This window comes from Heyndrickxia faecalis, assembly GCF_040267745.1.
In the GTDB taxonomy this organism is placed as follows: Bacteria; Bacillota; Bacilli; order Bacillales; family Bacillaceae_C; genus Weizmannia; species Weizmannia faecalis.
Map to the genome: position 1 here is coordinate 3,195,735 of NZ_CP158453.1, position 14,936 is coordinate 3,210,670.

A 14,936-nucleotide genomic window follows, 5' to 3' on the forward strand; every position below is an offset into this window, starting at 1 on the left:
AAAAGTCGTAAATGGTTTAAAAAACCGAAGCGGGCCAGGGCCCGCTTCGGGAGTTATACCGCAAAATATCTTGCCTCAGGATGGGAGAATACAAGCGCGGTGACGGCGGCTTCGGGTTCCATCATGTAGCCTTCGGTCAAGTGGAGGCCGATTTTTTGCGGTTGCAACAATTTAAACAGTTTGGCCTGGTCTTCGAGGTTCGGGCAGGCCGGGTAGCCAAAAGAGTAGCGCTGGCCCTGGTATTTGGCGGCAAAGCGCTGCTGCATTGTGAAATCAGCCGGGTCCGGGAAGCCCCATTGGCTGCGCAACAGTTCGTGCAGTCGCTCGGCAAAGCCTTCTGCCGTTTCGAGAGCAAGCGCCTGGAGGGCATGGCTTTTGAAATATTCGCCCGCTTCTTTCAAATAGCGTGCATGATGGCGGATGTTTTTGCCGGCGACGACCGCAAACATGCAGACGTAATCCACAACCCCGCTGTCCACGCTCCGGACATAATCGGCAAGGCACAAATACGGCGGCTTTGCCTGGCGTGGGAACGTGAACCGCTCTAGGACGGATAAAGATTTCGGATCTAATGTACCAGGCTCTCCAGCCGGTTCGTAAAGAATCAAATCATTACCATCCGATTGGGCAGGGAAAAACTGGTATACAGCGGATGGCTGAAGCAATTTTTCTTTCATCACCCATTCGCGCAGTTCATCCACCTGCTGTTTCAACTTGAGGGCGCGTTCGTCTCCCTCCGCAAGCAGCTTTTCGACGCGGCCTTTCAATCCTAAATGGTGGCCGAGGAGCATTTGCATGTTCACGTAGGGCTCGATATGGGCAAGCGGATAATTGCGCAGCACATGCCGCTTCAAATCCGCCGGCTGGTAAACGAGCGCATCCGGGGATACCGAAGAACGGCGCGGTAAAGTCGCAACCGGTGCTCCGCCGGCATTCACGGCCGCCACCCTTGTCCCGCCGCTGCGCTGGTTGGCAAGTTCCGTTTCGAGCGAGCTGCGTTCCGATTCATCCTGCAATTTGTTCGCAAGCGTGAGGCCCTCCATTGCGTCTTTTGCATACAGCACAAGCCCTTCATATTGCGGAGCGATTTTATTTGCCGTGAATTTCCGCGACAGGGCTGCACCGCCGACCAGTATCGGCTGGCGGATGCCCGCTTCCCGCAAATCCTGGGCAGTGACGACCATTTGCTGGGCGGATTTGACAAGGAGGCCGGATAGTCCGATTACATCCGGTTTCTCTTTACGGACGGCATGGATAAGATCAGCCGGCGCCACTTTGATGCCAAGGTCGACCACTTTATAGCCATTATTCGACAAAATGATGTCGACCAGATTTTTGCCGATATCATGGACGTCGCCTTTCACGGTTGCGAGCAGCACTTTCCCTTTTGTGCTTGTTTCATTTTTTTCCATAAAAGGCTCAAGGAATGCGACGGATGCTTTCATCACTTCCGCACTCTGCAAGACTTCTGCGACAATGAGCTGGTTGTCGTTAAACAGGCGACCGACTTCCGCCATCCCGTCCATAAGCGGGCCGTTGATAATGGCGAGCGGATCCGGGTATTCCTTCAAAGCCTGTTCAAGATCCGGGATGAGGCCTTCTTTCGTCCCTTCGACAACATAATTCGCAAGCCGTTCGGCAAGCGTCATCGTGCTCTTTGGCGCTTTTTTCTCCTGCACTTTGCCGCGGTAATATTCGGTGAACGCGGCGAGGGCTTCGTCACTCGTTTCAAACAACAGTTTTTCGGCCATTTTCACGTTCTCTTCCGGGATGGACGCAAAGCGTTCGAGTTTTTCTGTGTTCACGATGGCGTAATCCAGCCCGGCTTTCGTACAGTGGTAGAGAAACACTGAGTTTAGCACTTCACGCCCGGCAGGTGGCAGCCCGAATGAAACATTGCTGACGCCGAGGATCGTCTGGCATTCCGGCATTGCTTCTTTGATGAGGCGGATGCCTTCGACTGTTTCTTTTGCTGCGCCAAAATACTGCTTGTCGCCAGTGCCGGCCGGGAACACGAGCGGGTCAAAAATAAGATCACGCGGGTTGAGCCCGTACATATCGACGAGCAGATCATAAGAGCGGCGCGCAATCTCAAGTTTTCGGTCGGCAGTGACAGCCATCCCCTCTTCATCGATCGTGCCGACGACAACGGCGCCCCCGTATTTTTTGAGGAGCGGCACGACTTTTTCAAACCGTTCCGTCCCGTTTTCAAGGTTAATGGAATTGACAATGCTTTTTCCCTGGCAGTATGTAAAAGCTTTTTCGATCACGTTTTCGTCCGTGGAATCGATCATAAACGGTACTTTCACTTTTTTTACGGCGATCGAAATAAAGTTTTCCATGTCACTGATTTCGTCGCGGTCCGGGTCGGCGAGGCAGATGTCGATGATCTGTGCGCCGTTTTTAACCTGGGTGCGGGCAATTTCGCTCGCTTCTTCCCATTTGCCTTCCGCGATCAGGCGCCGGAACTTGCGCGAACCGATGACGTTTGTGCGTTCGCCGACAAAAAGCGGGCGGGTGGACGGGTCATCGTAAATAAAGGGTTCGATGCCGGAGACGGCGTGGTGCTCTTGTTTTGCAGGCTGGCGCGGCGGGAGCCCGGCAAGTGCTTCATTCAGTGCTTTGATATGGGCAGGTGTTGTGCCGCAGCAGCCGCCTGCGATGTTGAGCCAGCCTTTTTCGGCGAAGCCTTTCATTTTGACAGCGAGCGATTCCGGTGTTTCGTGGTAATGCCCTTCTTCGTCGGGAAGCCCGGCGTTCGGGTAGCAGCTCACTGCCGTTTTGGCGAGCCCCGCGAGTGTGCGGATCGAGTCGGCCATGAACTCCGGGCCGGTCGCGCAGTTAAGCCCGACTGCGGCCGGCTGCATATGCTCGACGGAAATGTAAAATGCTTCAATGTTCTGACCAGCAAGCGTTGTGCCCATCGGTTCGATGGTGCCGGAGATGAGAAGCGGCAGTTTTTTTCCGGTTTCGTTGAATGCATCCGTAATGCCAAGAAAAGCGGCTTTGACGTTCAGCAAGTCCTGCGATGTTTCGAGGAGAAGCACGTCGGCGCCGCCTTTTATGAGCCCGCAAGCCTGTTCCTGGTAAGCGGTTTTGAGCGCGTCAAAAGTGGTGCCGCCTGTGACGGAGAGCGTCTTTGTTGTCGGACCCATCGAACCAGCGACAAACCGCAGCCGGCCGGGTGTGGAATATTTTTCGGCAGCCTGCTTGGCGATGCGCGCGGCTTCGATGTTGATTTTTTCAGCAAGGTGCCCGAGGCCGTACTCGTTAAGAACGATGGACGTTGCGCCAAAGGTATTAGTTTCGATGATATCGGCCCCCGCCTCGAGATATGCTTCATGGATCGAGCGGATGATATCGGGCGCTGTGAGATTCAAGTATTCATTGCAGCCTTCGTATGCTTCGCCGCCAAAATCCGCCGCGGTAAGGTGTTGCTGCTGGATCATCGTCCCCATCGCCCCGTCAAGGATGAGAATGCGGTTTGCAAGCTGCTGTTCAAATAACGTTTGCCCCATGAAAAATTCCCCCTTTGGTTGTACGTTTGATATTGAGATTGCGACGTACGGTAACATTTGGTACCTGGCTGGGTCGCGTTCCGATGCTGGCGGCGCCGGTGCCACTTTTGATTGAGTTTAAAGTGCATGCATCTCGCCGGGGCTGAAGCCGGCCAAGGTTTCGTTTTGCCTTCTTGAGCTCTTTTCTTAATCTTGCAATTGGACAGTGCTATCAAAGTTTCACTTTAATGAATCCGCCTGTACTTTTTTCGTTGCAGTCTCAGACAATGCCTGCGCCTTGCACTGCTGTTTTTTCGTGGATATAGCGCGTGCATTCCACCGTCAGTTCGTAGCGTTCGAGCGGCGTAATCAGGTAAATGCCGTTGAAATAGCCGAGGGCCGCGTCGATCAGGGTACGGCTGATCGCAAGGATTTCTTCACGCGCTTTTGCAGGGTCGCCATTTGTTTTTTCCATCGCCGCCAAAATTTCATCCGTCAGTTTGATGCCCGGCACTTCATTGTGCAGAAAGACCGCGTTCCGGTAGCTGGTAAGCGGCATAATGCCAAGATAGATGGGCGCGTCCAAATGCTTCGTTGCTTCATGGATTTGCTCGATTTTTTCCGTGCTGAACACAGGCTGGGTGATAAAATAATCGGCACCGTGGCGGATTTTGCGTTCCAACCTCCCGACCGTTTTATCGAGATTGCGGACGTTCGGGTTAAATGCAGCCGCGACGGAAAAATTCGTTTTCCGCTGAAGCGATTTGCCGGAATGGGAAATGCCATCGTTGAATTGCTTGATCATTGCGATCAGTTCCATGGATGACAAATCGTATACGCTCGTGGCTCCCGGGAAGTCGCCGATTTTCGTCGGATCCCCCGTGATGGCAAGCACCTGATCGATCCCGAGCGCGGCAAGGCCCATCAAATGCGACTGCAGCCCGATCAAATTACGATCACGGCATGTAATGTGAACGAGCGGCCGGATGCCATGTTTCTCTTTTAAAATCGCGGCAATCGCTGTGTTACTGATGCGCGGGCTCGCAAGCGAATTGTCGGCCATTGTGAGGGCATCAATGCCGGATGCCTGCAGCGCTTTTGCCCCTTCGAAAAAGCGGGCCGTGTTCAGCGTTTTCGGTGTGTCCAATTCGACAATGACGGAGCGGCGTTTTTTTACAATTTCATGCAACGGCGGTTCGTACTGCGCCGGAGCGGCTGCGATTTCGATTTTCGGCGGGCGGACCGTTTTTTCTGTGACAGGCAAAAGCCCCTGCACCCCTTCTGCGATTGCTTTGATGTGGGCCGGCGTTGTGCCGCAGCAGCCGCCGATCAGGCGCACACCCTGTTCGACAAGTTTTTCGGCGCATGTTTTAAAATAATCGGCGTTATTCGTAAATGTGAACCGGCCTTCCTCGTAATCTAAAAGACTTGCATTCGGGTATGCGGACAAAAAGGCACGCTTCGGTATCGGGATTTCTTCGAACGCCTGGATCATGTGGTGCGGGCCGAGCCGGCAGTTCAGGCCGGTCACATCGGCGCCGCGGTTTTCAAGTTCCTTGAATGCATCACGGACCGGGGTTCCGTTTTGGAGCACGCCCGGTTCGATAAGCGAGAACTGGGCGATGACCGGGACATCCGCTTCTTTTTTCGCAATGTCAACGACCGTATACAGTTCTTCCGCGTCAAAATACGTTTCCAAAAGCAGGGCATCAACTCCTTCGTCCAGGAGGTGAAAAATCTGCTCGCGGAACGTACGCTTGATTTCGGCAAGTGTTGCTTCGGTTTTGCGCTGGCCGCGGATACCGCCGACTGTGCCGAGTATAAATGTGTCACGGTTTGCCGCTTCTTTTGCAATCCGGACGGCCGCTTTGTTGATGTCTTTTACTTTTTCTTCCAGGCCATACTGTGCAAGCTTGATATAGTTGGCGCTGTATGTGTTTGTCTGGATGACCGATGCACCTGCTTCGATATAGGCGCGGTGGATCGCGTGGATGTCTTCCGGGTGGGTCAGGTTGAATGACTCATAGCATGTGTCGGCGCCGTATGCATACAGCAGTGTCCCCATTGCCCCGTCCGCAACAAGGATGCGGTTTTTTAACGTTTCGAGAAGGTCCAAATTTTTACACTCCCTTTGAATGATATGAAAAAAGCCTCCCGGAAAAGGAGGCAAGATGATAACATGCTCCTTATCTTTTCAGGTATACCTGTTGGATTTAGCACCGGGCCGTATGGGCTGGTTGCTGAGGTTTCATCGGGCCAAGTCCCTCCGCCTCTCTTGATAAGGCTATTCGATTGAACGTACTTAAAATTTTGACTTATTTATACTTTACACTTTGTCGGGTGACATGACAAGGGGGAAATTGAAATTCATATTGGATGCGGTTTCGCCCCTATTGTCTAATTGGCTTTCTTTTGTCTTTTTGAGCCTTCCAAAAGGACAATTGGCTCCTGGTACGGTTTTCTTTTGTCTTTTTGAACCCTTCAAAAGGACAATTTGCTCCTGGTCCGGCTTTCTTTTGTCTTTTTGAGCCCTTCAAAAGGACAATTTGCTCTTGGTCCGGCTTTCTTTTGTCTTTTTGAACCCTCCAAAGAGACAATTTGCTCTTGGTCCGGCTTTCTTTTGTCTTTTTGAGCTCTCCAAAAGGACAATTTGCTCTTGGTCCGGCTTTCTTTTGTCTTTTTGAGCTCTCCAAAAAGACAATTTGCTCCCGGTACGGCTCTCTTTTTTCTTTTTGAACCCTTCAAAAAGACAATTTGCTCTTGGTCCGGCTTTCTTTTGTCTTTTTGAGCCCTCCAAAAGGACAATTCGCCCCTGATCCGACTCTCTTTTGTCTTTTTGAGCTCTCCAAAAGGACAATTTGCTCCTGGTCCGGCTCTCTTTTGTCTTTTTGAGCTCTCCAAAAGGACAATTTGCTCCCGGTACGGCTCTCTTTTGTCTTTTTGAGCTCTCCAAAAAGACAATTTGCTCCCGGTACGGCTTTCTGTCTGCTACAAAAAAAAGAGCCGGAACCGGCCCCTGTTATTCATCCAAAAACTGTTTGATGGCTTCTATATTTTTTTCTTTGTCCACTTCGAGTGCGGCGCCGACGCCCGGATAGCTGACATTGGTATAGGTGCCGGCAACCGGTACGGTCATTGTTTTTACCTTGAGGTTGCCTCCGACGGCGTCTTTGGCGAGTGCAAGAATGTTCATTTTGCTCATGTTGGTGGCAATATACGGCTGGATGGTTCCGAGCAGTTTCGGTGCTTTGGCGATGCCGTTCACGCTGAAAACTTCGGATTGGAGCGCTTTAAGCACTTTTTGCTGGCGGGCAACCCGGCCAAAGTCGCCTTGTGCGTCATGTCTGAATCGTGCGTAGGCGAGCAATTGTTTCCCATGCATCAGCTGTTTGCCAGGATAAAGCGTCAAGCCAATGTTTTCCGACATTTTATGTTCCACGTTCATTTCAATGCCTTGAGGCGCCAGGGTATCGACAATTTTAACAAAGCCTTGGAAATCGACAAGTGCATAATATTGCACATCAATGTCAAAATTGGCTTTGAGTGTTTGACGCAGCAATTCAACACCCTTTTTTTGATTCTTCAGATTGCCAAGATAATAGGCTGTGTTAATTTTATAGTTTCTATACCCCGGGATTTCGGCATAAATGTCACGCATAATCGAAATGAGCTTCACCTGGTTATTCTTCGGGTCATATTGGGCAATCATGATGGTATCGGTTCTTGAATCTTCTTGCCCGCGCCGATCAATTCCAAGAAGGAGAATGTTGGTGCGGCCATTTGCATCCTTTTTACCGTTAAATTCCAGATTGTCCATATTTAAGGCATCATTCGGGTCTGTCTGATGAACGCCAGCGTAGTATTGATAGGCTGTGTAACCCGCGCCGGCGACGATGAGCAGTAAAAAGAGCATAAGGAACACTCTGCGCCAGCGGACTCTTGACCGTTTTTTCTTTTTTTTCGCTACTCTTGACTCCATAGAATCCCTCGTTTTAGTAGTCTGTCTTCATTATTATTATCTAAAAGCGGCAATTTGTCACGAAGATTTTGATGAAATTTTGTTATTTTTGTCGAGATCATAATTTGTGGGGGATTTCACATAACTTTCATCCAAAGTTAAGGCGTTTTTTATTTTCCAGCGGTATATTGATGTTTGTCATCAGGTAAGAGCTTTTGTTGGTTCGTCTGCTTTGTGCAGGCGTTTTTTTATGGCCGGAGACGTGGAGGTCTTAAGCATTTATTAAGTTTCGGCAGGTATCTTTTTCTTTGCAAGAGAGCTTACAACCTACTTTTTTATATGCCCCCTTTTTTAGGCCGCCCTTGTGCAGGCGGTTTTTTTCTGGGCATAGTGGGCAAGCCTGCCTCTTTTCGGAATTTCGGCCTGTTAAGGTTGTTTTAAGCTTTCGGCGTTATCCTTTTTCTTGTAATCAGGCAAGATGAAAATCCGGCTTGCTTTTTCATCCATGTTAACCCCCTTTTTTGGCCGTCTGCTTTGTGCAGGCGGTTTTTTTCTGGGCAAAGTGGGCAAGCCTGCCTCTTTTCGGAATTTCGGCCTGTTAAGATTGTTTTAAGCTTTCGGCGTTATCCTTTTTCTTGTAATCAGGCAAGATGAAAATCCGGCTTGCTTTTTCATCCATGTTAACCCCCTTTTTGGCCGTCTGCTTTGTGCAGGCGGTTTTTTTGGTTAAGGATTTTGAACAATTATAGCAGCTAATCTGTATCTTTGATTTAGTGGGAGTTAGCCGTTCTTGGGATCCGAACCGCACTGTTTCCATTCTTCCCTCATCTATGGAAAAAGCCCGGCCCCCTAAATAGAGGGTCAGGCTTTTTTTTTCTTGCGGTACATCGAGTAAGCGATATAAAGCACAATGATAATGATCGCGATAATGGTCACCGGCTTGACATAAGGAGCCGCGACGTCATCAATTTGTGCCCAGTTTGATGCGAGACGTTCACCGAGAAAGATAAACAGCACCGCCCACGGAATGGTCGCAAGCAGCGTGAAAAAAATGAACTTGAAATACGACATTTTGGCAATGCCGGCCGGGATCGAAATGGCCTGGCGGATGACCGGGATGAATCGGCCCGTAAAAATAACACCGGCGCCGTACTTGTTGAACCATTCTTCCGCGACATCGAGATGCCTTTCGTGAATCAGCAAATATTTGCCGTACTTTAGCAAGAACGGGCGCCCACCGTATGCACCGATCCAGTATAAAATCAGTTGGGCAATCAAAATGCCAAGTGTGCCCGCTGCAATGGCGCCGAAATAATTGATCTCTCCCCGGGAAATTAAATAGCCGGCATAGGCAAGGACAATCTCGCTCGGGATAATCTCAATCGCAAGCCCGATCGCAACACCGAAGTAACCCAGATCAGCGAGTGCTGTTAAAATTTGTGTGACAAAGTCTGAGAACATGTTTCCCCTCCAACATTTGCTTTCTTATCCATCATATCATACGGAAAATTTCCAGCAATAAAATATTTAAGCCAAGCCAGACGCCGCCGAATACGTAACCGCCCGCAATGTTGCTCGGGATTTCAAGGCCGAAATAAATATGGCTGACAGCTGCGAACAACAGAACAGCTAAAAGAAGTACATCCATAAACGTATGGACCCAAAACATCTCAGCGTGCCGGACAACGAGATATGTAAAATAGCCGTAAATGATCAGAATCATCATCGCCTGGTCGCTCGGAAATGAGAAGACAAAGTGGGAAAACGTCGGAATTTCCGTTTCCGACATCCGGTGGAACACTTCATGCAGCACATTTTGATACAGTTCCCCGCCGATTGTGACGAGCAGCATAATCAAAAACTCGTGCGTGCGGTCTTTGCCTTTCCAAATGATCCAAAGTACCGTCAACACCATGACGAGAATGAGCGCCTGCCGCGAGCTGAGCGCCAGCATCCCTTTCATGACGCCTGCCCAATGGTGTTTGAACAAAAGCGATACGATTAAAGAGGTCACCTCGTTAAAGTCACTGAAATCTTCGCTGAAAAGGTTTTGAATCATTGTGATCATTAACACAATCAAAAACAATGTCACCAGCGTGGTGCCGATGATCACAAACTCGGCGCGGACCCGGCTGCGGAAAATCATGAAAACGCGCCGGAGCACCGCCATCATCGCCCAGAAAATCTGCTTATGGAAATAGCGGAACACATAATACGCGATGATTAAACCGGCGCTTACAATACCGCCTATGACGAGATATTTTTTGACCGCTTCGTGAAACTGCTCCCACTGCGGGCCAAGCAGCTTCCCGAGGGAAATAAACGTGCTTGTCCAAATCAAAGCGCCGGAATAGGCAAAAGTGGCAAATGACCGGAATGGCAGTTTCGTAATTCCGGAAAAATAGCCGGTGATGTGGCGGACACCTGGTATAAAATACGCGACGATAAGCAATTTATTCCCATATTTATTAAACCAGCGCGATGTTTTTTCAAGCTGGGACGGGCCGAGATGGATAAAATGGCCGTATTTATGTAAAAACGGGCCGCCGAGCCGCTGCCCGATAAAATAGGCCGTTGTCATGCCGACAGATGTACCGGTGGCGGCAATGAGAATGCTCAAGATCCAGTTGAGCTGCCCCTGGTGCACCATATAACCGGCATAGCTCATCAGCACTTCGCCTGGAAGCGGAACTGCAATCATTTCGAGCAAAAGTGCCAAAAGCAGCACAATATATCCATATTGATCGACGTATGATGTCACTGACATTTGTATCCCTCTCTTAAACGGCGTCAATAAAAACGACCGCTTTTGTTTGCATAAAGTTCACTCTTCTTACAGCCATTTTCGGGCATGAGGATGGGTTTGTCAAAAAGGTTAAAACTTGATATTTGTCAATTTTATGATAGGCACTTTGCAGGGAACCATCCAGGTTTAAAACCAGCTTCTTTCCCGGACCCAGCGTGTTCCCGCACCCGTTTTTCGTTAAGTTAAGAATCACGTTTTCTGCTTTCGGCTGCTGTATAAGTTGAACTAAACATTCCTACTTCTGTATGTGTAGCCATCGTAATTGATTTTAACGCGAAAAATTTAGGTTCATTTTATATATTCACCAGGCTTTGGGGAGTTTTTTACATGAGGCTTATTGTTTCGGTTTCCGTATTTTGCCAGGGAACAATCAAGATTCAGTATTTATTTTATCCGCTTTCGGCCATGATACTTCACCCGTCTCCGTATGGTTTTTACACCTGTAAATTTTATTTGAGATTTGGAAGGTTCACGACTTCCCTGTTGTGATGGCCCAGGGAAAATTTTACAGTTGTGGGTGAACGGGGATTAGAAGAGGGCGTGAATGATCAAGTCCATTTTAACGGATTTATGAAAGAAGTCTCCCATCCTCATGGCCAAAGAGCAGGTGGGAGATCATTTCAAGCATTCGCCTGACTGAATCGCAATGGTAACTACGCCCAATCACTGTCTGCCTTTAGGCTTGTGTGCCGGATTGCCTGTTTCCGCTGCGATTTGATTGCTGAAAATTTGAGAGCCATTTTTCCACGTTTCCATAAAACTTGTTCAAGGCATCTGCCGCTTTTTCACGGTTTTCTTTTGATTTGAAGTATTGGTAGCCGGCAAAGCCTACTACCGTATAGAAAAGTAATTTTTTCACCTTAAAAACCTCCCTTTCTTTACTCCCTCTATTTTATATGAAAATTCAATGGATTGGAAGAACTTTACCCGACCGGGGACCCATTGGAACATTTCTCATTTTACTTTTTTTGTTTGGGGGTGGCACCGTTTCACTGTGCATTTCCTCTCATTTTCATTTTTTCGTCTTTATTTGGGGATTTTTTAGGGCCATTTCTGTCACGGGTTTGCCAGCTTTTTCAGCGAAGCACAGCAGTTCCCCTGGACAGAGATTGTTAGCTAGTTACTTTTAGTAAGTTCACAATTCATGTATAATGGTTAAAAAGGGTTTTGTTGATATAGCCCCGGAATGCAGGGTTGATAAGAAAGGTGCGTTACAAAAATGGGAAACCAAAGTTTATGTCCGCGTTTCGAAAAGGCGTTTCAGCTATTGGGAAAACGCTGGGTTGGCGTGATTATCCGTGTCCTTTCTAATGGGCCGATGCGGTTTAACGAAATGGCGGAGCTTATCCCGCATATCAGCCAAAAGGTGCTTTCGGAGCGGCTGAAGGAGCTGGAAGACCAGGACATTCTTGTACGGGAAGTGTACCCGGAAAGCCCTGTCCGGATCGAATACCGGTTGACAGAAAAAGGCGAGGCGATCAAGCCGGTCCTTGATGAAGTGCAAAATTGGGCAGACAAATGGGTTGATCTTGAAAGTGAATAATAAAAGGGGTTGCTTCCATTCTTTGGAGCAGCCCCCTTGTTTTTTAAGAAAAGAAAACACCAAGCAAAAGCGGAATCAGAATAATGAGCCCGAGGATAATCCAGCCTGCCGGGTGCGCAAAGTTAAGGGTCCAGCCGCTCCCGAACCTTTTTTCCACCCATAAGGAAGGATCGTTGCGATTGAAGTAAAAAACGCCGAGTTTCCAATACGCATCGTCATCATACTGGAAGCGGCCCTGAACGGCACCATTGCCTACGCGGATGCGGCTGCCGCCCTGCCCGGTGATAACCGAGAGCAAAACCGCCCCGGCCACAATCAACAGGACCGCGCCCATGCCTCCGTACGACAACCAGGCAATCGGGACCGGCACAATAAAGGAAAGCTGAATGGCAAAAAATAGTAAAATCATAAGCAAGCCTGTAATGATCATAAATGCTGACCATCTGCGCCGGAAACGGACATTTTGCTCGAGGGAGGCTTCCGGTCTTTCGGCATTGAGCTGCTGTTTGCTTCTTGCAATCATCGTATTCAGCCAAATGAACAGGATAAGCAAGAACAGCTGGACAGTTGGCAGTTCAAACACGGTCCGGTACGATTTTTCCACCCAGTCTGTCGGTGTACCGTTAAAATCATAATGCATGGCGATCCGGTCCGGAATCCGTCCGTAGCACAACCATGTCATCAGGAAAGTGGCTGCTGTCACGCTTGCATGGATCAGAAACCATGCGTTGGAAAAAATGAGTTTCTGGCTCCGGAATTTCGGGTCGACGATGATCGCCTGCTTTTTCCCAGTTGCCCAGTTCCGCGTCTTCTTGATTGCCTTCATTTTTCGGTGAAAATAAAGATAGATAAGAAAATTACCGGCAATGTCAACAAGGACTGCGAGAGCGAAACCAGTTTGAAGCAACTGGCTTGTGCTTACAGCTATGAACAGGGCGGCTGCCAGAAGGATGCTGAAGACAATAATGACTGCGGCGTATTGTTTCCTCAGTTTTTTCAGTTCAGGATCCAGGTAGGCTGCCTCTGGGATGGTGACCCCAAAACTTTCCGTTCTCCTTGTAATGTACGGTGTTATTGCCATCATGACGGCAACCAGACCGAAAAAGATCAATACCATTATGGTTTCCATTGTTCTCCCACCTTTTGAATGTCGTTGTATAGCTTTTCACATATTTTTAAAAATTGCTTTTCGTCCAGGCCGCGACAGATCGCTTCACTGATGAGCGGGCGCAGTTTTCCCGTAAGGCTTTCAAGATACGGTTCATCGGCCGGGGGCATCTGTTCAGGCTGGATGACAACCCCTTTTTGCCGGTGGATCTGGATAAAGCCTTCCTGCTTCAAGATTTGGTAGGCTTTATTGACCGTGTGCATGTTGACACCGAGGTCGGATGCCATCGCCCTTACCGATGGAAGTGAATCGCCCGGTGCCAGCTCTTTTGACGCAATGCCTTCAATGATGCTGTTATGCAGCTGTTGGTAAATAGGGACATTCGATTCAAGGTCGATTTTCATGAGCATGAACATCATCTCTTTTATTTGGGTTATTTGTTATATATATTGTATAACAATTAGCACAAAAAAGCAATGGGGATTTGATTTATTTTGCAACTTTGCGAATGAAAATCAGCAATCGCAAACATCTCTATCATGAGAAAAGCTGCGCAAAAAAAAGGAACCTCAGGACAGGTTCCCCTAGAGCAAATTTTCTGTTGTGTTCACAAGCTGTTTGGCAGCGGAACGGTCCGGGTCGAGGCGCTTTTCGAGCCGGCGCGCGAGAATCGAAAGCAAGTAGTTGACAACAAAATACATGAAAGCTGCCATGAGCAGAATCGGGATGATGTATTTTGATCCGCCTTCCCCGTTGTAAATCCCTTTTGCATTGTGTAACAGTTCCGGCAGTGCAATGATGATCGCAAGCGACGTATCTTTTAAAAGCGAGATGAACTGGCTCACAAGCGGCGGGATCATTTTTTTCAAAGCTTGCGGCAGGATGATGTACCACAAGGTTTGGATATATTTCAAGCCGGATGAACGGGCAGCTTCGATCTGGCCTTTCGGGATGGCGTTCAGGCCGCCGCGCACAATTTCAGCAATCATCGCGGATTCGAACACCGTCAGCGCCGAAATGGCTGCTGCCGTGACGCTCATTTTCATGCCGACTTCAGGCAAGGCAAAATATGTAAAGAAAATAATCAAAATCAGTGGCAAGTTCCGGGTGATTTCGACAACAAGTGCCACGATTGGCGATAAAATTGGAATTTTGGCGTAACGCAAGATGCCGAGAATACAGCCGATGAGAAAACTCAACACGATTGCAACAAAAGCCACTTCCAATGTCACCGCAAAACCCTTCAGCAAATACGCCAGGTTTCCACTTGAATAAGCTCCGGCAAAATCCATCGCATTTCCCTCCTTTAAATATGATTCAACTGCTTCTGGCCAGCCGGCGTTCAAGATAGTTGACAAGCAGGCTGAGCGGGATCGTCAGAATGAGATAAAACATGCCGACGAAAATATACGTATCAAAAGTGATCCATGTTTTTTCATGAATGAGATCGGCGTAGTACATGAGGTCGAGTCCCGCAAAAACACCGAGGATCGAAGAGTTTTTGACCAGGTTCAGGAATTGGTTGCCGATCGGCGGAATGACGATTTTGATCGCCTGCGGAAGGACGACGTAACGCATCGCCTGGGTATATGTCAGACCAGTTGACCGTGCGGCTTCAAGCTGACCTTTGTCCACCGATTGAATGCCGGCACGTACGGCTTCCGCAATAAAAGCGGCGGTGTAAATGGAGAGCGCAATGGTGCCCGCGATAAAGCCGCTTAAATTAATATGAAAATAGCTGAGCCCGTTATAGAAAAAGAAACCGGTCAGGATTAACGGAATATTGCGGATGACTTCAACGTAGACTGCGCCGATAAAATTCAGCAGTTTCACAGGGGCCAGCCTGAACACGGCAATGAGGTTGCCGAGAATGAAACTGGCGACAAGGCCGATGATGCTGATTTTAATCGTATTGACAAAACCTTTCATGTATAAGTCGATATTGTCGGTGAGGATGGAAAAATCAAGCACGCTGTTTCACTCCTTTGCGGTTTAATCAGGAGAAAGGGATGGGCGATTTTGCC

The 14,936-nt window shown here is 48.8% G+C and carries 12 protein-coding genes and 1 riboswitch; of the genes, 1 reads left to right on the forward strand and 11 read right to left on the reverse strand.

Features of this window, described 5'->3' with window-relative positions:
- Positions 1-53: 53 nt before the first annotated feature.
- The 7 genes from metH to ABR335_RS15305 all read right to left on the reverse strand — a co-directional run bounded on the left by metH (position 54) and on the right by ABR335_RS15305 (position 11,120).
- Entirely contained in the window at positions 54-3,518 is a 3,465-nt protein-coding gene (gene metH / locus ABR335_RS15275; protein ID WP_350346362.1) for a methionine synthase, read from the reverse strand.
- Positions 3,519-3,777: 259 nt separating this feature from the next.
- Positions 3,778-5,613: a bifunctional homocysteine S-methyltransferase/methylenetetrahydrofolate reductase gene (locus ABR335_RS15280; protein ID WP_350346363.1), complete on the reverse strand. Its 1,836-nt coding sequence runs from the start codon at positions 5,611-5,613 to the stop codon at positions 3,778-3,780.
- A 67-nt stretch (positions 5,614-5,680) separates the two neighbouring features.
- A riboswitch (SAM riboswitch) is annotated at positions 5,681-5,782 on the reverse strand.
- A 248-nt stretch (positions 5,783-6,030) separates the two neighbouring features.
- Positions 6,031-6,450: a hypothetical protein gene (locus ABR335_RS15285; RefSeq protein ID WP_350346364.1), complete on the reverse strand. Its 420-nt coding sequence runs from the start codon at positions 6,448-6,450 to the stop codon at positions 6,031-6,033.
- Positions 6,451-6,516: 66 nt separating this feature from the next.
- Positions 6,517-7,476: an LCP family protein gene (locus tag ABR335_RS15290; RefSeq protein WP_017550886.1), complete on the reverse strand. Its 960-nt coding sequence runs from the start codon at positions 7,474-7,476 to the stop codon at positions 6,517-6,519.
- Between the two features lie 840 nt (positions 7,477-8,316).
- Positions 8,317-8,916 carry a DedA family protein gene (locus ABR335_RS15295; protein WP_014096253.1) on the reverse strand — a complete coding sequence of 200 codons (600 nt, stop codon included), beginning with the start codon at positions 8,914-8,916 and terminating at the stop codon, positions 8,317-8,319.
- Positions 8,917-8,947: 31 nt separating this feature from the next.
- Complete coding sequence (locus tag ABR335_RS15300; RefSeq protein WP_014096254.1) at positions 8,948-10,222, reverse strand: VTT domain-containing protein; 1,275 nt, start codon at positions 10,220-10,222, stop codon at positions 8,948-8,950.
- Between the two features lie 715 nt (positions 10,223-10,937).
- Positions 10,938-11,120 (reverse strand): hypothetical protein, encoded by a 183-nt coding sequence (locus ABR335_RS15305; protein WP_276210880.1) that lies wholly within the window; start codon positions 11,118-11,120, stop codon positions 10,938-10,940.
- Positions 11,121-11,480: 360 nt separating this feature from the next.
- Here ABR335_RS15305 and ABR335_RS15310 point away from each other — a divergent pair, with 360 nt between their 5' ends.
- Positions 11,481-11,804: a winged helix-turn-helix transcriptional regulator gene (locus ABR335_RS15310; RefSeq protein WP_046722010.1), complete on the forward strand. Its 324-nt coding sequence runs from the start codon at positions 11,481-11,483 to the stop codon at positions 11,802-11,804.
- 43 nt (positions 11,805-11,847) lie between these two features.
- Here the strand turns inward: ABR335_RS15310 and ABR335_RS15315 are convergent, their stop codons facing one another.
- The 4 genes from ABR335_RS15315 to ABR335_RS15330 form a co-directional block, all read right to left on the reverse strand.
- Complete coding sequence (locus tag ABR335_RS15315) at positions 11,848-12,933, reverse strand: DUF1648 domain-containing protein (protein ID WP_046722009.1); 1,086 nt, start codon at positions 12,931-12,933, stop codon at positions 11,848-11,850.
- A complete protein-coding gene (locus ABR335_RS15320) occupies positions 12,921-13,322 on the reverse strand; it encodes a GntR family transcriptional regulator (RefSeq protein WP_017551743.1) in 402 nt (133 codons plus the stop codon). The genes ABR335_RS15315 and ABR335_RS15320 overlap by 13 nt, the downstream gene beginning before the upstream one ends.
- Before the next feature lie 174 nt (positions 13,323-13,496).
- Positions 13,497-14,204 carry an amino acid ABC transporter permease gene (locus tag ABR335_RS15325; RefSeq protein ID WP_014096259.1) on the reverse strand — a complete coding sequence of 236 codons (708 nt, stop codon included), beginning with the start codon at positions 14,202-14,204 and terminating at the stop codon, positions 13,497-13,499.
- Positions 14,205-14,229: 25 nt separating this feature from the next.
- Entirely contained in the window at positions 14,230-14,883 is a 654-nt protein-coding gene (locus ABR335_RS15330) for an amino acid ABC transporter permease (protein ID WP_014096260.1), read from the reverse strand.
- Between the last annotated feature and the right edge of the window lie 53 nt (positions 14,884-14,936).